This is a genomic window from Kribbella sp. NBC_01484 (assembly GCF_036227145.1).
Lineage (GTDB): Bacteria > Actinomycetota > Actinomycetes > Propionibacteriales > Kribbellaceae > Kribbella.
Genome location: NZ_CP109437.1, coordinates 2,376,189 through 2,394,624, shown reverse-complemented (window position 1 = coordinate 2,394,624; position 18,436 = coordinate 2,376,189). Strand labels below are relative to the sequence as shown.

Genomic DNA, 18,436 nt, shown 5'->3' with positions numbered 1-18,436 from the left:
GTATGACGATCCACGGCGATCACCCGTTCTTGCCGCCCGAGTCCGAGCGGAGTCCGGTACGGCGGTTCCGCGGGCGACTGCCGTCACCGGTGGGCCTGTGGACGACGGCGTACGACGGGGAGCGCGCCGGGCTCACCGTGTCGTCGATGCTGGTCGCCGACGGCGAGCCGGGGTTCGTGATCGGGTTGATCGACGCGGAGTCGGACCTCTGGGAAACGTTGCGTCAGGCAAGGACCGCGGTGGTGTCCTTGCTCGGCGCGCCACATCAACAGCTCGCCGACGCGTTCGGGTACGTGGCTCCCGCACCGGGTGGACCGTTCCGCCTGATCGACTGGACCGACACCGCGTGGGGTCCCGCGCCGGTCGGTGTCAGCACCTGGGCCGGCTGCACGCTGGTCACACCTGATCCGCCCGAAGTCGGCTGGGCTCTCCAGGTCCAACTGGAGATCGCCCACGTCGAGCTCAGCCCCGACGAGATCCCACCCCTGGTCCACCGCCGAGGCCGCTACACCACCCTTTCCTGACCCGCTACGTCCGAAGTATCGAGGCCTGTAGCCCACGCTTCTTCGGACGCAACGGATGCGTATGGTTGGCGACATGCGTGCCACCACGATTCATGCGCCGTACGACATCCGGCTGGAAGACGTCCCGGATCCGAAGATCGAGGGGCCGACCGACGCACTGGTGAAAGTCGTTGCCTCGTGCATCTGTGGGTCCGACCTGTGGCCGTACCGCGGGGAGAACAAGGTCACCCCGGGCCGGCGGATCGGGCACGAGTTCGTCGGCATCGTCGAGGAGATCGGCGCCGACGTGCGCACGGTCAAGCCCGGCGACTTCGTCATCGCGCCGTTCGTGGTGAGCGACGGCACCTGCCCGCACTGCCTGGCCGGCTACCAGACCGCCTGCCAGAACATGGTCGGCTACGGCAGCGACCAGGCCGACGGCGGCCAGGGTGAGTACGTCAAGCTTCCGTACGCCGATGGCACGCTGGTGGCAACGCCCGAGGTGCCGGACGATTCGCTCGTCCCGTCACTGCTCACACTCTCCGACGTGATGGGCACCGGCTGGCACGCCGCCCGGGCTGCTCGCGTGAAGGCGGGCGACACGGTCGTCGTGGTCGGCGACGGTGCGGTCGGGCTGTGCGGCGTACTCGCGGCTGCGCGGATGGGTGCCGAGCGGGTCGTCGCGATGTCGCGGCACGAACCACGTCAGAAGCTTGCGGTGGAATTCGGTGCCACGGACATCATTTCCGAACGCGGCGACGCTGCGCGGGACGCCGTACTGGAACTGACCGGTGGGGTCGGGGCGGACGCCGTACTGGAGTGTGTCGGGACCGGACAGGCGATGACGACCGCGTTCGACGTCGCCCGGGCCGGGGCCACGGTCGGCTTCGTGGGAGTGCCGCACGGGGTCGAGGCGCCGATCCCGACGATGTTCCGGCGCAATGTCGGACTGGCCGGTGGAGCGGCGCCGGTACGGGCCTATCTGCCGGATCTGATGGCCGACGTGCTGGCCGGTGAGATCAACCCCGGAAGGGTCTTCGACTCGGAGTTGCCGCTGGCAGAAGTGGCCGAGGGCTACAAAGCCATGCACGAACGGCGGGCCATCAAGGTTCTGCTGCGTCCCTGAATGAACAGCGCGACTGCGCGGTGTGCTCGATCGCGCGCGAATGTGCGCGCTCTCACACCATTGAAGGGCTCGGGGTCACGTCTGCGCAACGCGCCTGCGCGGAGCGTTGACACTCGGCGCGCGGCGTGCCCAGAGTTGCACCGTCAAGGGGGCATCGTTGTCACAGGCGGCTCCATCCAATGATCGGAGAGTGAATCATGCGTGGTGGTCTGAGTAAGACCTTGGCGCTGGTGGGTGCTGCGGGTCTTCTCGCGGTGAGCGCCTGCGGGAACAGCGACAACAGCGGCAGCGGCGGCGGGAACTCGTCGGCGAACAAGGACGTCACTGTCTTCACCTGGTGGGCCGACGGTGGTGAGAAGGCCGGTCTGGACGGCCTCGTGTCGGTGTTCGGCACCGACTGCAAGGACTTCAAGTTCGTCAACTCCGCGGTCGCCGGTGGCGCCGGCTCGAACGCGAAGCAGGTGCTGGCCAACGACCTGCAGGCGGGCAAGCCGCCGTCGACGTTCCAGGCGCACGCCGGTGCGGAGCTGAAGGACTACATCAACGCCGGGCAGGTCGACGACGTCAGTCAGCTGTACAAGGACTACGGGCTGGACAAAGCCTTCCCGCAGAACCTGGTCGACAACCTGACCGTCGACGGCAAGATCTACTCGATCCCGGCCAACATCCACCGGGCGAACGTGGTCTGGGCCAACCCCGCGGTGCTGAAGAAGGCCAACATCGACGGTGCCACCGCGCCGGCCAGCGTGGACGCGTGGATCGCGGACATGGAAAAGCTCAAGGCCGCCGGTGTGAAGGCGCCGCTGGCCATCTCCAAGGGCTTCGCCCAGGAGATGCTGGTCGAGGCCGTGCTGCTGGCCGACCTGGGCGCGGACAAGTTCAAGGGTCTGTGGGACGGCAAGACCGACTGGTCCGGTGCGGACGTGACTGCCGCGCTGAACAAGTACAAGACGCTGCTGACCTACACCAACGCCGACCGCGAGGCGATCGACTGGCCGGACGCGCTGGGGTACGTGAACAAGGGCCAGGCCGGCTACACGCTGATGGGTGACTGGGTCGCCGCGCAGCAGCTGGCCGACAAGGTGCCGGACTCGGCGTACACCTACTGGCCGGCGCCGGGTACCGCGGGCACCTTCCAGTTCCTGGCGGACTCGTTCACGCTGCCGACCAACGGCGCGGACCCCGACGGTGCGAAGTGCTGGCTGAAGACCGTCGGTTCGGCCGAGGGCCAGAAGGCGTTCAACACCAAGAAGGGCTCGATCCCGGCCCGTTCGGACGCCGACCCGGCGGACTACCCGAAGTACCAGCAGGGCGCGATGGCGGACTGGAAGAAGGACACGATCGTCCCGTCCTGCGCTCACGGTGCCGCGTGCACGCTGGGCCAGAACAACGACATCCTGTCCGCGATCAGCCAGTTCAGCGGTAGCCCGGATGTCGCCAAGCTGCAAACAGCGCTCGGTAACGCGATGAAGACGAGCTGATGCGCTGCGAGTTGAGGACCGGTCACGTGGTTGTCATCGTGGTGGAGGGCTGAGCATGCACGGAAGAATCCGCACCTGGGGACCCGGTGCCCTGGTGCTGCTGCCGACGGTGCTGCTGCTCGGGTACTTCGTGTACGGGCTGATCGCGTGGACGTTCAACACGTCTCTGACCGATCGGCACACCGCCCGCAGGGGCTCGGCGAACTACGTCGGGTTCGAGAACTACACGAACCTGTTCCATGAGGACCGGTTCCTCAACTCGCTGAAGAACCTCGGCGTGCTCACGGTGCTGTTCATCGTGGGCACGCTGATCTTCGGCTTGGTCTGGGCGCTGCTGCTGGAGAAGGGGGTCACCGGCGAGGGCGTGTTCCGGTCGATCTTCCTCTTCCCGATGGCGATCTCGATGATCGCCTCGGGTGTCGTCTGGGGCTGGTTGCTGAACCCGTCCCAGGGTGACGACGCGCGCGGGCTGAACCGGCTGTTCGAGATTACCCAACTGCACTTCCTGGAGAATCCGTGGTGGACCGCCGGGAGCAGATGGACGACGATGGCGGCCATCGCCCTGCCGGCGGTCTGGCAGCTGTCCGGGTACATCATGGCGCTGTTCCTGGCCGGTTTCCGGGGCATCCCGCCGGAGCTGCGCGAGGCGGCGCGGGTCGACGGTGCGTCGGAGTTCAAGCTGTACCGGCACGTGCTGTTCCCGCAGTTGTCGCCGATCGCGCTGTCGGCGCTGATCATCCTCGGCCACATGTCGCTGAAGCTGTTCGACCTGATCTACGCGATCACCGGGCCGAACCAGTTCCGCACCGAGGTGCCCTCGATCCTGATGTGGAACACCTTGCTGCGCGGCGACCAGGCCAAGGCGGCCGCGATCGCGATCGTGATGCTCGCGGTCGTCGCCGTACTCGTCATTCCGTACGTCGCGTACACCGTCCGGCAGGAGACCAACGAATGACCGCTGTCGAGGCCGCTACCGGCACCACCGCGGCAGCGATTCGCCGGAAGCCACGCACCGGCGCCGATGGGACGACTCGGCTGAGCCGGTCGATCAAGTATCTCCTGCTGCTGCTCTTCCTGCTGTTCGTCCTCATCCCGGTGTACGTCGTGGTGGTCGGCAGCTTCAAGACGTCCAGTGACACCACTGCCGCCGCGCAGTGGAACTTGCCGCAGGTCTGGACGGTGGAGCCGTGGCGCAAGGCCTGGGACGTGCTGCAGCCGTACCTCGTCCGGTCGCTGTCGCTGGCGATCCCGGCCGCGATCATCTCGTCGATGATCGGGTCCATCAACGGGTTCGTGCTGGCGCGCTGGCGGTTCCCGGGCGCGAACATCGTGTTCGCGTTCATCCTGTTCGGGATGTTCATCCCCTACCAGGCGGTGATGCTGCCGCTGCGGGTGACCTTCACCGACCTGAACGTCACCCGGGGTATTCCGACGCTGATCATCGCGCACTGCATCTACGGCATCCCGATCTGCACGCTGATCTTCCGGAACTACTACGCGACCATCGTGCCGAACGAGATCATCGAGTCGGCCCGGGTGGACGGCGCGGGGCTGGTCCAGACCTATGCCCGGATCATCCTGCCGATCTCGATCTCCGGGTTCGTGGTGACGCTGATCTGGCAGTTCACCTCGGTCTGGAACGACTTCCTGTTCGCCCTGTTCCTCACCACGCAGCAGAACGGCCCGGTCACGCTGGGCCTGGCCGCACTGGCAGGCGGGCAGAAGGTCGACTACGCGGCCAGCATGGCGGGTGCGCTGATCTCGTCGTTCCCGACCCTGCTGGTCTACATCCTGCTGGGCCGCTGGTTCATCGGCGGCCTGATGGCGGGCGCCCTCAAGGGCTGATGGTTCGTCCTGCGGCCCGTGCTATTCGACGCACGGGCCGCAGTCCGTCGGTGACGGCGTGTCGATCGACTTGTCCACAGGACGCGCGCAGGGGCCTGCGGGGGACTGTCGCCGGACGGTAACCTCACGAACGTGACCAAGTCTCCCCGCGGCCGGGACGGACGACGCAGCCATCTGCGGCTGGTCGGCTCGACGCCCGGCTCACCCCACGGACCGACGGCAGGTGTCGATGTCGACATCACGCCCAGCGTCGCCGTGCTGGAGACCCTGCAGGAAACGCTCTCCCTCGATCTCGCCGCCGCGCCCCGCGCGCTGCACCCGGTGATCGCCGAGGCCTCGGTCGCGCGATCGGCCGCGATGCTCGCGGACCAACTGTGGCCGGCCGGGCGTCCGGACGAGATCGGCGAGGTGGAGCGGTTCTTCTGGGCCGACGCCGCCCGGGTGCTCGGCGAGCGCCGCGATGTGGACTCCTTCGTGTTGTTGACGAGCCTGGCCCGCACGGTCGGTCCGGCCGGGCGGCTGCCGCTGCAGCGGGCCCATCTTTCCCGCTTGCGCACGCAGGCCGAGGTTCCGGAGTGGGTGACCCGGATCGCCGGGTTCCGGCTGACCAGCGCGATCGTGTCGGAGGACATCACCGGCGACGGACTGAGCGTGCTGCTCGACTACGACGACGCGCAGCATCCGCACACCGTGGTGGTCTTCATCGACAACAACCTCGGCGCGATCGTGAAGGACGTGTTCGTCGGGCCGCCGGTGGATCGGGTGCTGGAGGCGTATCAGCGCGGCGGCCGGGTGACGATCCGGACCGTGCGCCCGTCGACCGCGGCCGGGATCATCCTGCAGGCGCTCGGCGAGACCGACGACTACGACGATCCGCCGGTGAGCGAGGACTTCGAGTTCTTCTCCGGACTGCTGGTGAACCGGCTGACCCAGCTGCCCGAGCGCCCGATCAGGCCGCCGATCCGGCCGTTGCTGTCACCTCGGCAGCGGGACCAACTGGTCGACGAGTTCCTCGAGTCGCGGCACGCCATGGGGCTGTCGGAGGACGCCGCGGACATCATCCGGTTGTGGATCGACCACGCGGTGGATCACACCGTCGGCGGTCCGTTGCGGGTGAGCGCCGTACTGGTGGAGCTCTTCCTGGCGCACTGGTTGCCGCGCAAGGTGCTCGCCGATAGCACCTATTTCGAAGCGGTTCCGATGGCGGTGAAGGCGTGGCTGGAGTTCGCCGGGGAGCGGACCCACCTGCCGCTGGACGCCATCGACGAGGCGGTCGACGCGGTGGACGTGTGGACGCCGGCGCTGGAGGCTGCCGCGATGATCGACCCGGTCGGTTCCAAGCCGGGCGAGCGGGTCTTCCTCGACGACACCACCAACGACCTGGAAGACGCCTACCGAGCACTCTCCGGCCTGGGTTCACCACCGCAGCCGGACCTGCACGGCCTGGACAAGTCCCAGGCCGCCACCCTCTCCGTCCTGGCCCCACACGCCTGGCTGATGGCCGGTGAGACGTTGGGCAACGCCTACGCCCCCGACGCCTTCGACATCGCCGAACGCCTGGTCCGCGACGCCCCCGACCTCCTCACCAAGGCCCGCCTCTCGACCTGGCCCCGCGCCATCGTCTGGCTCCTGGCCCACCGCCACCGCCTCGTCGGCCCCGGCGAGACCCTGACCCCCTACGCCCTGGCCGCCGACCTCTCCTCGTCCCCCGCCACCCTCCGCAAAACCGCCAAACTCCTCACCGACACCCTCATCCTCCCCCGCTGAGGTTCTCACACTCCCTCACGACGTAAGGCCGATATCGTGCTCAAGCCGCGATACCGCCTTGTTGACGATCGAGAAGAATGCGGCGTTGACCTGCTTATCGCTCATCGCCGACACCCGCCCGACGCCAAGATCTAGGAGTGCGCTGCGCCTTTCATCGATTCTATACGTGTCAAAGTTCGGCACATACCTTGATCCAGAACGCGGGTGGCGGATTTCCCAATAGGCTCGCAAAAACCGCTTAGGAGTAAACTGCCTAGCAAGGCCGAACCTCTTGGTGAAACGGACTACCGTCGCATCGAGCTTGTTCAGCAATGTAAGGTCGTCCATCTGTCGGTAGTACTGCAGCCAGCCGCGAGCAGCGGTCTTGTAGATGCATCCGCTGATTGTGAGGTTCACTTGCCATAGGCATCTCTGGAATGCGAGATGCTCTTCCCCCGGATGCTCCTGGCAGTGTTTCTTGTAGGCCGTGAACGCTCGCGCGAGCGAAGACTCAATCCGGGCAACACTCGACTGTCGCACGGTGGTTAGCCCTGGGTGGAATTTGTACCCCAAGTAGTCGAATCCGTCTGCTACCGCGCCGCGAGAAGACTTGCCGCCCTTCGGTAATGAACGATGGGCATCTAGGCCCAGTCTCTTCAGGCGGTCGATGCAGTCTGCCTCGATCGACTCAGAGGCTGCACCATCGCACAAGATGAGTATGTCGTCGACAAATCTCACATAGGCCACGTCGTTGTTGGTGTCAAAGAACTTGTCAACATCCGTCAAGATTAGCTCGGCAAGCGGGTTTGAAATCGCCAGTCCTTGAGGAACCCCGCGCCTGTTCCGGCCGCTCGCGGGCCGCTTCGGTGAGCCGTCGGGCACCGTCGGTGTCTCAAGAGCGTCCCGTAGAACTTGACCGAGTGCCTTCTTGCGTATCTTGCCGCTCAATGCTTTGAATACATCGCTATGTCTGATGGAAGGATAGAAGTTCTCGATATCAATGCGGATATAAGTGTCGAACTGGCCAGAATCAAGACAGTTGCGGACGTTCTGGACCTTCGCCTGAGGAATCTCGCCGCGAGTGTCCGGATAGATCTCAATGATCAGATCGGCCAATGCGCGAAGGACGAGCCGGTCTCTTGCGGTCGGCACGGCAATCTCACGGGGCGGCTTGCCTGGTCCTTTAGAAATAAGCAGCAATCGGTACTGCGTGAAGCGAAACGATCCCGATCTCAAGCTGCGCGACAAACTACTGCAGATGGCTCGGATGTCCTTTCGCAACGCTGGACCATCTATGCCGTCGCGCCCCCGGGCGCTGCTGGATTCAACATGATCCCGATAAACTCGGCGCAGATTCCGGGGTGCGGTGACACTCTCGAATACGCGCGCGGCGTTCCTACCAGCCATCGACGATCCATTGGATGAATGGAATCACGATCAAGATTGGGGCGAGGATGGACAAATATGGGGCGAGCGTGATCGCCGTGTCGCGCCGTTGTTCGCCGCGAAGGCTCTTCACCTCGAAGGTTCGACCGTAGTCTCCCTGCGAGTGGTTTTCCGAAGATTCCACCGCAATTCCATATTCCCGTTGGAGCGTCAGGAACACTTTCTCGGTTAGCTCCGTGGTCCCGAGCCTGAGGTTCTCGGCGTCCATAGAGATCTGCTGGATGCGTTTGTAGTTCGCCTCCATGCTCCGGCTTCGAGCGCCATAGTTCATGTTCGCGACCACTAAGGACGCGACCAGGGACAGGATGGCAAGTGCCGCGAGGAGGGTCTCGCCTCGTTTGCCGTACATGGCGGCGTCGCTCAGTAGGCCGACGGAGGCGATCGTTGTAGCCGTTGAGAGGGCAATCAGAGATGCATTCCAGGCATTGTTCCTGCTACTCAGGCGATGATGCGCCGCGAGCCTCGATTTGTAGGTCTTAAAGGCTCTCTCTTCAAGCCGCTCGACCGCATCGGTCAAATTGGCAGAATGAGTTGGTCCGGCCACTGGCCGATTTCGACCGCCTCGCAAATCAATCACCGCCCATGAAGAGCCTCACCTCTAGAGGTGAACGACAAAAGTCGCCATTATCAGTTCTGCCCGACCCGACGGGTCGAGCGAGTGGCCGGACCGGGGTGGAGTCTACACATCAATCGATCACTTCCCGTAATCCGCTCAGAAGAAGCGGGGTCAAACGCTTGAGTTAACCAGCTTTCGCCGCAGTGATGGCCTCTCTATTGCTCGTAAATCGGCGCTGTTTGGCACCGAGTTCAGATGCACGGCTGGTTCGCATCTCCACGAGGGACAGATGACAGCGGTGGCGTACGCCTGCGCGTGTGCGGGAACTCAGAGGGCTGGATGGTTGGCACGAGGGACGGTAGTTGTTTCTCTCGGGGCGGGGGACGCCGATCTGGACGACTGCCGTGACGAGCCGCGGGCGATCCACAGACTCAGGCTCGAGCCACAGAGCCCGTGTTGGTCGGCCGCGACGGCGCCTGGGTCTGGAGCAGGAAGGCCTGAGCGGCCAGCGCTTCTTACCGGCCGAGTCTGTCGAGAACTGCCGCTCCGACGCGACCGCGGTCGGGTCGGATCCCGCCAGTACGGCGGCCTGCTGCAAGCTGGTGTTGGACGGTGGGGCGATCGTCGTCGTAGATGTCGAGCGGCCTCTGGCGGGTCAGTCCGAGATCGGGCCGGGCCGCGACCAGCGGCACGTTGACGACCTGTGCGTCCATGTCGCCGAGGGCCAGGCTCAGGTTCGTAGTGCTCACGAACCGCGGCGCCGCGCGATCGCCGACCTCGTTCCAGCAGCGGACGTGCGCGACGGCCAGTCGGCCGACCACCAGGAGGTCGAGGGTCGCGACCAGAATGTCTGCGGCGAAGGCACGGATCCGGTTGGGCGTGTTCCATTCGGACCACCGGCTCCGTGCGCGGGTTGGTCGGGCGCTAGGATCGGAGGTGGTTGACGACCTGTGGCGGCTGTACTGCAACCGACTGCATTAGCGTGTCGATCGATAGCTGGCCTCCTCCGCCAGCAGAGATCATAGGTCCGGCGACCGGCCGTGAATCACCCTTCAGCTGGCAGGAAACACCCAGAATCCGGTGCGGCAGGATCGATGGGTGGACCGGCGGCAGGGGCAGTTGAGGCGCGGCGGACAATGGGGGCATGCATGTGCGTGCGCCGGAGCTCAAGGGTCGTGGGTGGTTGAACACCGGGGGACGGGAGCTGAAGCTCTCGGACTTCCGGGGCCGCTTTCTGTTGCTGGATTTCTGGGCGTTCTGCTGCATCAACTGTCTGCATGTGCTGGACGAGTTGCGGCCGTTGGAGGAGAAGTACGGCGATGCGCTGGTGATCGTCGGCGTACATTCGCCGAAGTTCGCGCATGAAGGGGAGGAGGCCGCGGTCCGGGCTGCCGTGGAGCGGTACGAGGTGGGTCATCCGGTGCTGGACGATCCGGAGCTGATCACCTGGCAGAACTACACGGCCCGCGCCTGGCCGACGCTCGTACTGGTGGATCCGAACGGCTACATCGTCGCGCAGTACTCGGGCGAGGGCCACGCGCACGCCCTGGACGCACTGCTGACCGAGCTGATCGCCGAGCATGAGCGGGCCGGCACGCTGACCCGAGGCAACTCGCCGTACGTCGCGCCCACCCCGGAGCCCACGGATCTCCGCTTCCCGGCGAAGATCGTTGCGCTGGACAACGGGTTCCTGGTCGCGGACGCCGGGAACCACAGTCTCGTCGAGCTGGCTGCTGACGCGGAGACCGTCGTACGGCGGATCGGCACCGGTGAGCGTGGGTTCGTCGACGGCGGCGCGTCCGAGGCGCGGTTCTCCGAGCCGAACGGGTTGACCTTGCTACCGGACGAGGTCGCGGCGAGGGTCGGGTACGACGTGGTGGTCGCGGACACGGTGAACCACGCGCTGCGCGGGATCACCTTGTACACCGGCGAGGTGACGACACTCGTTGGCACCGGCAAGCAATGGATGGACGGCGACGGCACGGACGTCCTGAGTTCACCGTGGGATGTCGCGTGGTGGCAGGACAGGGTGTGGATCGCGATGGCCGGCGTCCACCAGTTGTGGACGTACGATCCGTTCCGCAAGGTCACAGAAGTTGCCGCTGGCACCACGAACGAGGGGCTGAAGGACGGCCCGCTTGCCGATGCGTGGTTCGCGCAGACGAGTGGTCTCGCGGTGGACGGTGACCGGCTCTGGCTGGCCGACTCCGAGATCTCCGCGCTGCGCTGGATCGACACCGAGGTGCACACCGCGGTCGGCACCGGCCTGTTCGACTTCGGGCTGCGTGACGGCAAGGCGAGCGAGGCGCTGCTCCAGCATCCGCTCGGTGTGACCGTGCTCCGGGATGGTTCGATCGCGATCGCCGACACCTACAACGGCGCCGTACGTCGCTATGACCCGCGCACCGACGTGGTCGACACGATGGCGACCGGGCTGGCTGAGCCGAGCGGTGCTGTTGTCGTGGGCAACGAACTGCTGGTGGTCGAGTCGGCCGCGCATCGGCTGACCCGGATCCCGCTCGGCGCGTCGGCGAAGGCGGACGAGTTCAGCACCCGGACGCAGCGGCCGCCGATGGACATCGCGGGCGGCGAGGTGACGTTGGAGGTCGTGTTCACGCCGCCGCCGGGGCAGAAGCTGGACACCCGATACGGCCCGTCGACGCGGTTGCTGGTGTCGTCCACGCCGGAGAGCCTGGTCCGTGAGGGCGCGGGCGACTCGACCGACCTGACGCGCCGGCTCGTCATCGACGAGTGGGTCGGGGACGGGGTGCTGCACGTCGCCGTACAGGCTGCTTCCTGCGACGACTCGGCCGAGGTCGAGTTCCCGGCGTGTCACATGCACCGGCAGGACTGGGGCGTGCCGATCCGCGTCACGGCGGACGGCCCCGCCCGGCTGGAACTGGTGCTCTCGGGCGCGACCGCCTGAGAATCTACTCCTGAACGTCGCGGTGGTGCTCCTCGACGACGCGGTACTCCTCCTCGACCGCGGGGTCGATCGCGTCGGTCTCGACGCGACGGCGCCGGTTGGTGATGTAGAAGGACAACGCGATGCCGGCCAGACCGGCCAGCATCAGGATGTAGCCGACGACTGTCAGGTTGACCGCATCCCACGAGTCCTGGACGGCGAACGCCAGTACGGCGCCGACGACCATCAAAAAGATCCCCACACCGATGCTCACGCGAGCCTCCTAGTGACATCCTCTGTGCCCCGACGCTACTCCGCCGCGACGGCGTAATCCATCAACACCGGTGTCTTGTGCACCACCCGGCACCCAATTAGTACCCGCGGTCAAACCTGCCTGATCAGTGGGTGCGGAGGTCGATGTCGCCGCTCACGGTGCTCGCGTCGATGGTGTGGGACCCGTTCGGGTCGTCGCCCAGCTCGTTGTCGACGTCCCCGCTGCGGGTGTCGGTGCTGACGTTGTAGCCGCCGGACGGAGCGGTCACCTCGATGTCGCTGCTGGTGCCCTTGGCGCGTACGTCGTTCGCCTCGGCCAGCCCGAGTTCGATGTCCCCGGAGCTGGTCTGGACGTTCACCGGACCGCCCTTCAGACCGGAGGCCGTGATGTCGCCGGAGTTCGCCGTCACGTCCAGCTTGCCGGTCAGGTCGCCGATCTCGACGTCGCCCGAGGTGAGGTCGAGCTTCACGTCGCCGCTGACATCGTCGAGCTCGATCTTGCCGGACCTCGACTTCGCGTCCACTCCGCTCACCCCGGAGATCGACAGGTCGCCGCTGCCGTTGTCGCCGGTCACCTTGGTGCCGCGCGGGACCGTCACCACGAAGTCGGACCTGCACTGCCAGCCGCAGTCGCCGTCGAGCTTGAGTACGCCGTCCTTCACGGAGTACGCGTCGCCGTGCTTCCAGAGCCAGTACGTGCGCTTCTCCTGGACTGTGGTCTTGTCGTCGTCGGACACCTTGACGGTGATGTCGGCGCTCTCGGCGGCCAGCTGGACCGTGGTGATCCGCTCGTCGACTTGGTGAGTGTCGTCGGAGTCCCGGTCCCCGAACTGCCAGAACGCCAGCCCGGCCGCGGCCACCAGAAGGATCGCCCCGAGCTGCTTGGTCTCCGCCATCATCCGCCTCTTCTCGAACCCGCCCACCCTTGTCGGCTCGACAGTAGGCGCGGGCACGGTGGCGCAGGATCCGGCAGACCCCCGGAGGCTTCCCTGAGCGGATCCTCAGGGAAGCCTGAGTCGCCGGACGTGACGCGACCCTGGCTCGGACAGGGGAAGCCAAGCCAGGGTCGTGGTGTTGCCACCGGCAGAAACGTTGCTACACCAGCGACGTCCTCACCAGGGCAGATCGTGGGGCAGACCAGGGCAGATCGATCTGCCCCGAGGTCTTCGAGCCTCCGGCTCGACCCGCGCAAGTGGTCGAGCCGGAGGGGCTGGAAACTCAGAAGGCGGACTCGGGCAGGTCCATGATGTCGAGGTCGGTGAGCTCGGCCTTGATGCGCTCGGCCCGGACCGTCGGCATCGTGGAGCGGACGAACCACTGGGCCGCCGCGACCTTGCCGGAGTAGAAGTCCTGGTCGGCGGGGGAGAGCTCGCCGCCGAGAGCGTTCAGCGCGACCTCGGCCTGACGCAGCATCAGCCAGGAGCAGACCACGTCACCGAGGACGTACAGCAGCCGCGACGTGTTCAGGCCGACCTTGTAGATGTTGCGCGGGTCGCCGTTCTCCGCCTGCGGGTTGCTCGCCATCAGCGCCTGGCCCATCACGCCCAGGATCTTCTGGGTGTCCTCCAGACCCTTCGCCAGCAGCGCCCGCTCCTCCTTCAGCCGGCCGTTGCCCGCCTCCGAGGCGACGAAGCCCTGGATCAGGTCGGCCAGGTGGCCCAGCGCCTTGCCCTGGTCCTTGATGATCTTGCGGAAGAACAGGTCCTGGCCCTGGATCGCGGTCGTGCCTTCGTAGAGCGTGTCGATCTTCGCGTCCCGCACGTACTGCTCGATCGGGTAGTCCTGCAGGAAGCCGGACCCACCGAAGGTCTGCAGCGACTCGGTCCCGAGCAGCGTCCACGACTTCTCCGAGCCGTAGCCCTTGACCAGCGGCAGCAGCAGGTCGTTCACACCTTCGGCGACCGCGTCGTGCTCACCGGCGTACCGGGCCTGCTCCGCGCGATCCTGGTACGTCGCGGTGAACAACACCAGCGCCCGCAGTGCCTCGGCGTACGCCTTCTGCGTCATCAGCGAACGGCGGACGTCCGGGTGGTGCGTGATCGTCACCCGCGGCGAGTCCTTGGCCGGCTGGGTCAGGTCGGCGCCCTGGACCCGCTCCTTCGCGTACTCGAGCGCGTTCAGGTAGCCGGTGGAGAGCGTGGCGATCGCCTTCGTGCCGACCATCATCCGCGCGTACTCGATCACCTGGAACATCTGCGCGATGCCGTCGTGCACCTCGCCGAGCAGCCAGCCCTTGGCCGGTACGCCGTCGCCGAAGGTGATCTCGCAGGTCGTGGAGACCTTGATGCCCATCTTCTTCTCGACGTTCGTGACGAAGGCGCCGTTGCGCTCCCCGGTCAGCTCGCCGGTCTCCAGGTCGAAGTCGTACTTCGGAACCACGAACAGACTCAGGCCCTTGGTCCCGGGACCGCCGACACCCTCGATGCCCTGTGGCCGGGCCAGCACCAGGTGGACGATGTTCTCGGTCAGGTCGTGCTCGCCCGAGGTGATGAACCGCTTGACGCCCTCGATGTGCCAGCTGCCGTCCTCCTGCAGGATGGCCTTGGTCCGCCCGGCGCCCACGTCCGAACCGGCGTCCGGCTCGGTCAGAACCATGGTGGCACCCCAGCCGCGCTCGATGATGTGGTGCGCGATCTTCTGGTCCCGCTCGGTGCCGTTGCGCCAGAGCACGTGCGCGAAGTTGGGGCCGGCGGCGTACATGTGCACTGGCGGGTTGGCGCCCAGCACCAGCTCGGCGGCGGCCCAGCGCAGCGACGGCGGGGTCGGCTGGCCGCCCAGCTCGGCGGGCAGCTCGAGCTTGAACCACTCGGCGTCCATGTAGGCGTGGTAGCTCTTCTTGAACGCCTCGGGCATCCGGACCTCGTGCGTGTCCGGGTCGAAGACCGGCGGGTTGCGGTCGGCCTCGGCGAAGGACTCGGCCAGCTCGTGCTTGGCCAGGCGGTCGATCTCCGCCAGCACCTCACGCGCGGTGTCGACGTCCATGTCGGCGTACGGGCCCCGCCCGAGCACCTCGTCACGGCCCAGAACCTCGAGCAGGTTGAACTCGATGTCCCGCAGATTCGACTTGTAGTGGCTCACAGGGGCTCCCCTACCTCTTCGCAGCATTGTACTCACGAGTAACTTAAGTATATACCCGCCGGTAATGAAGGCAAAGTGCGATTGGGTGTGAGGTATGAAGCTGATTTACGAGACTCACGCCACCACTGTCGACAACGAGAACGGAGTAGCGACCGGCTGGCTGCCGGGAGAGTTGTCCGCGCGCGGGCGCGATGAGGCGCGCGAGCTGGGCCGACGGCGCAGCGACGTCGACGTGGTCTTCAGCTCCGACCTGAGGCGTGCGGTCCAGACGGTCGAGCTGGCCGGGCTCGCGGCGCCGCACTTCCAGGACTGGCGATTGCGGGAGTGTGACTACGGCGAGTTCAACGGGGTCTCGCGGGACCTGCGCGTTCCGCCGGCCCAGCACGTCGAGCGCCCGTTCCCCGGCGGCCAGAGTTACAACGACGTGGTCGAGCTGACCCGCTCGTTCCTGGCCGACGTGAAGCGCTGGTACGACGACCAGGTGGTGCTCGTGGTCGCCCACTCGGCGAACCAGTGGGCCCTCGAACACCTGCTCGGCAGCCGGAAGCCGATGGGCGAACTGATCGTTGCCTCGTTCAACTGGCAGCCGGGCTGGGAGTACGAGTTGTAGCCCCGAACCTCGAGTCGAAGACCTTCTCGCGACCTAGGATCGGCGCGGAATGAGCACGAGGCCGCGCACGGCCTCACGAGTCGTACTGGAGATGACAATGGGCTGGGGCTTTGGCACCAACAGCGACAAGGTGAAGGACGATATGGCCGGCGAGGTGGTGGAGGAGAAGTCCAGGCTCTTCGGAAAGGTCGTCGGCAAGCTCGACGAGCTGGGTAAGACCGCGGCGGCAGACAACGTCACCAGGAATGCGGGCCGGGCGGACTCACCAGAGGTGCTGACCGACAGGCGTAGTCGTGGCAAGGGCGGCAGCAGCGGTCAGAGTCGCTGACTGAAAGGATGGCCGGCTGTTGCAGCCGGCCATCCCGTTGCCGCTAAGGCCTGTAGACGCTCGCGCTGCCGTAGAGCTTCTGCGTGAAAGCCGACATGTACGACGAGGTGTCCGACTCGGTGAGGTTGTAGGTGAGGAAGACGCCGTACCCCTCGCTGACCGTCCGTTGGGCGAGGGTAGCCGCGGTGGACGAGCTCGTCGCGGTGTATGACACGGCGGCCGGCGAGAGGCGGGACTTCGAGGTCGGGCCGCTCGGGACGGCCCAGGTGCCGTAGTACGGGTTCCAGGCGTAGTCGAACGTGTTGGCGATGCTCTGGCCGTTGTAGGTGAGGCGGTCCGCGGCGGGGCCGATGTCGTAGAGCGTGATCAGCTTGTTCGGGAGCTTGGCGCGGAGCGCCTGGACCAGGTAGACGAACGAGAAGTCGTTGGGCTGGCCGGTGCCGTTGTTGCCGTACTCGGCGTACTCGTCGTCGAAGTCGATGCCGTCCAGGCCGTACTGGTCGACCGCGTCGGCGAGCTGCTGGGCGAAGGCATCGGCCGCGGCCTGGGACGGGAAGTTCGCGAAGCCGGCGCCCTGGTGGTTGCCGAGGATCGACAGCAGGACCTTGATGCCCTTCTGCTGCAGCGGCCGGACCTGGGTCGCGACGTTGTCGAGCACGCTCTGCACCTGCTGGTTGAAGGACAGGTACGCGTTCGAGCCGTCGTAGTTGATGTTCGCCGCGAAGATCACGGCGACGTCGATCACCTGGGCACCGCCGTTCGCCAGCGTGTACTTGCCGGCGCTCAGCATGCTGTGGTCGTTCACCTCGATGTACGCGACCGTGACCGGGCCGGTCTTCGCCGCGTGGCAGTGCTTCCCTTGCGCCTGGGCGGGCAGCGCGACACCGGTGGTCGCCGCTGCGGCGCCGGCGGCCAGGGCTGACAACAGGGTCCTTCTGCGCATGGGTTGTGGACTCATACGATCGACTCCTCGTCAAAGGCGGGCGGTGCGCTATATCGGTTAAGTACCTGTCACCGTCCGACCGGGAGTGCAGGCGGCAGCAGCAGATAAACCGGTATAGCGACACCGATCATCGATCGGGCCCTCACGCGGTGTCAAGGGCTCACTACGGCGGACTACCTGGTGCGGAGCAGCTTGAAGTCAGGGAAGGTTGCCTCCGGGGTCGCGGGAATGGGAACAAATAGACGAAGATGGGGCGTGGGGCGGGAGGAATTTACCGACGCCGAGTGGAAAAGGATTCCGATGAGCGCACCAGCGACGCCCGTCGTCGACACCCCGCGGATCCGGCGGTCGCTGGTCGCCGGGACGGTCGGCAACTTCGTCGAGTGGTACGAGTTCGGGGCGTACGGGTTCTTCGCGACCGTGATCGCGGCGAACTTCTTCAGCAGTACGTCGACCAGCGACGCGGAGAGTCTGATCAAGACGTACGCGTCGTTCGCGCTGGCGTTCTTCTTCCGGCCGATCGGGGCCGCGGTGTTCGGACGGCTGGGCGACCGGATCGGGCGGCGGCCGACGCTGATTCTCGTACTGCTGCTGATGACTGCGTCGACCACGCTGATCGGACTGCTGCCGACGTACGCGACGGTGGGAGCGGCCGCGCCGTGGTTGCTGACGCTGGTGCGGGCCCTGCAGGGGCTGTCGGCGGGTGGTGAGTTCGGCGGTGCGGTGTCGATCATGACCGAGTTCGCGCCGAAGACGCAGCGCGGCCTGTACGGCGCTTGGCAGTCGTTCACGGTCGCGCTCGGACTGCTCGCGGGGGCCGGGCTGGCGGCGATCCTGGCCACGTCGCTGAGCCAGGAGGCGCTGTCGGACTGGGGCTGGCGGGTGCCGTTCCTGGTCGCGTTGCCGCTCGGCCTGGTGGCGTTGTGGCTGCGGCTCAAGCTCGACGAGACGCCGAACTTCACCCGCGCCGCCCGGGAGGAGCCACGACCGGCGGCGCCGCGGGAGGTCGCGAAGGCGATTGCCCTGGGCATCGGTCGGTTGATGGGCTGGTCCGCGGCCGGCTACACGTTCCTCGTCGTGATGCCGTCGTACCTGCAGGCGACGTTGCACGCGACCTTCCAGCAGGCGCTGGTCGCCACCGTGCTGGCGAACACCGGGTTCGCGATGTCGATCATCCCCGCCGGCTGGCTGAGCGACCGGATCGGGCGGCGACCGGTGATGGTGACCGGCGCCGCGCTGGTCGTCGTCCTCGCGTTCCCGTTGATGAATCTCCTGCAGGACAAGGAGTCCGGGAACGTTGCCAAGGGCATCGCCGTGTTCGTGGCCGGTCTGGTCGTCGGGTTGATGGCGGGTCCGGGGCCTGCGATGCTGGCGGAGATGTTCCCGACCCGGGCGCGCTACACCGGGCTCGGGCTGGCGTACTCGTTGTCCAACGCGGTGTTCTCGGGGTCGGCCGGGCTCATCATCACCGAGTTGATCAAGCGGACGAAGAACGTCGACATCCCGGCCTGGTATGTGGCGGTGACGTGTGCGGTGAACGTGGCAGCGCTGCTCACGTTGCGAGGAGACGACTACCGACGGGAGTTGCGGGACTGA

The 18,436-nt window shown here is 66.3% G+C and carries 17 protein-coding genes; 10 read left to right on the top strand and 7 right to left on the bottom strand.

Features of this window, described 5'->3' with window-relative positions:
- The first annotated feature begins 2 nt into the window (after positions 1-2).
- From OG555_RS11755 to OG555_RS11730, 6 genes are all read left to right on the top strand, one after another.
- Positions 3-524, top strand: coding sequence for a flavin reductase family protein (locus tag OG555_RS11755; RefSeq protein ID WP_329482859.1), 522 nt, complete (start codon positions 3-5; stop codon positions 522-524).
- A 73-nt stretch (positions 525-597) separates the two neighbouring features.
- Complete coding sequence (locus tag OG555_RS11750; RefSeq protein ID WP_329482858.1) at positions 598-1,629, top strand: zinc-dependent alcohol dehydrogenase family protein; 1,032 nt, start codon at positions 598-600, stop codon at positions 1,627-1,629.
- A 197-nt stretch (positions 1,630-1,826) separates the two neighbouring features.
- Entirely contained in the window at positions 1,827-3,110 is a 1,284-nt protein-coding gene (locus OG555_RS11745) for an ABC transporter substrate-binding protein (RefSeq protein WP_329482857.1), read from the top strand.
- Between the two features lie 55 nt (positions 3,111-3,165).
- Positions 3,166-4,065: a carbohydrate ABC transporter permease gene (locus OG555_RS11740; protein ID WP_329482856.1), complete on the top strand. Its 900-nt coding sequence runs from the start codon at positions 3,166-3,168 to the stop codon at positions 4,063-4,065.
- Positions 4,062-4,955, top strand: a complete 894-nt coding sequence (locus OG555_RS11735) for a carbohydrate ABC transporter permease (protein ID WP_329482855.1) — start codon at positions 4,062-4,064, stop codon at positions 4,953-4,955. The genes OG555_RS11740 and OG555_RS11735 overlap by 4 nt, the downstream gene beginning before the upstream one ends.
- 132 nt (positions 4,956-5,087) lie before the next feature.
- Positions 5,088-6,722: a hypothetical protein gene (locus OG555_RS11730; protein WP_329482854.1), complete on the top strand. Its 1,635-nt coding sequence runs from the start codon at positions 5,088-5,090 to the stop codon at positions 6,720-6,722.
- Positions 6,723-6,737: 15 nt separating this feature from the next.
- Here the strand turns inward: OG555_RS11730 and OG555_RS11725 are convergent, their stop codons facing one another.
- From OG555_RS11725 to OG555_RS11715, 3 genes are all read right to left on the bottom strand, one after another.
- Entirely contained in the window at positions 6,738-8,108 is a 1,371-nt protein-coding gene (locus tag OG555_RS11725; protein ID WP_329482853.1) for an RNA-directed DNA polymerase, read from the bottom strand.
- Positions 8,098-8,664 carry an SLATT domain-containing protein gene (locus OG555_RS11720; RefSeq protein ID WP_329482852.1) on the bottom strand — a complete coding sequence of 189 codons (567 nt, stop codon included), beginning with the start codon at positions 8,662-8,664 and terminating at the stop codon, positions 8,098-8,100. The genes OG555_RS11725 and OG555_RS11720 overlap by 11 nt, the downstream gene beginning before the upstream one ends.
- A gap of 554 nt (positions 8,665-9,218) precedes the next feature.
- The gene (locus OG555_RS11715) at positions 9,219-9,524 is read right to left on the bottom strand and encodes a hypothetical protein (RefSeq protein ID WP_329482851.1); all 306 of its coding nucleotides are present in this window, start codon (positions 9,522-9,524) and stop codon (positions 9,219-9,221) included.
- 323 nt (positions 9,525-9,847) lie between these two features.
- Here OG555_RS11715 and OG555_RS11710 point away from each other — a divergent pair, with 323 nt between their 5' ends.
- Positions 9,848-11,629, top strand: coding sequence for an NHL domain-containing thioredoxin family protein (locus OG555_RS11710; protein ID WP_329482850.1), 1,782 nt, complete (start codon positions 9,848-9,850; stop codon positions 11,627-11,629).
- A gap of 4 nt (positions 11,630-11,633) precedes the next feature.
- Here the strand turns inward: OG555_RS11710 and OG555_RS11705 are convergent, their stop codons facing one another.
- The 3 genes from OG555_RS11705 to OG555_RS11695 all read right to left on the bottom strand — a co-directional run bounded on the left by OG555_RS11705 (position 11,634) and on the right by OG555_RS11695 (position 14,959).
- Positions 11,634-11,882: a DUF6458 family protein gene (locus OG555_RS11705; RefSeq protein WP_329482849.1), complete on the bottom strand. Its 249-nt coding sequence runs from the start codon at positions 11,880-11,882 to the stop codon at positions 11,634-11,636.
- Positions 11,883-12,006: 124 nt separating this feature from the next.
- Positions 12,007-12,780, bottom strand: a complete 774-nt coding sequence (locus OG555_RS11700; RefSeq protein ID WP_329482848.1) for a DUF4097 family beta strand repeat-containing protein — start codon at positions 12,778-12,780, stop codon at positions 12,007-12,009.
- A gap of 319 nt (positions 12,781-13,099) precedes the next feature.
- Positions 13,100-14,959 (bottom strand): acyl-CoA dehydrogenase, encoded by a 1,860-nt coding sequence (locus OG555_RS11695; protein WP_329482847.1) that lies wholly within the window; start codon positions 14,957-14,959, stop codon positions 13,100-13,102.
- Between the two features lie 94 nt (positions 14,960-15,053).
- Between OG555_RS11695 and OG555_RS11690 the strand changes: the two genes are divergently transcribed.
- The gene (locus OG555_RS11690) at positions 15,054-15,569 is read left to right on the top strand and encodes a histidine phosphatase family protein (protein WP_329482846.1); all 516 of its coding nucleotides are present in this window, start codon (positions 15,054-15,056) and stop codon (positions 15,567-15,569) included.
- Positions 15,570-15,666: 97 nt separating this feature from the next.
- Positions 15,667-15,897, top strand: coding sequence for a hypothetical protein (locus tag OG555_RS11685; RefSeq protein ID WP_329482845.1), 231 nt, complete (start codon positions 15,667-15,669; stop codon positions 15,895-15,897).
- A gap of 43 nt (positions 15,898-15,940) precedes the next feature.
- On the opposite strand, the gene OG555_RS11680 is transcribed toward OG555_RS11685, so the two are convergent.
- Entirely contained in the window at positions 15,941-16,687 is a 747-nt protein-coding gene (locus OG555_RS11680) for an endo-beta-N-acetylglucosaminidase H (RefSeq protein WP_442914526.1), read from the bottom strand.
- 453 nt (positions 16,688-17,140) lie between these two features.
- Between OG555_RS11680 and OG555_RS11675 the strand changes: the two genes are divergently transcribed.
- Complete coding sequence (locus OG555_RS11675) at positions 17,141-18,436, top strand: MFS transporter (protein ID WP_329482843.1); 1,296 nt, start codon at positions 17,141-17,143, stop codon at positions 18,434-18,436.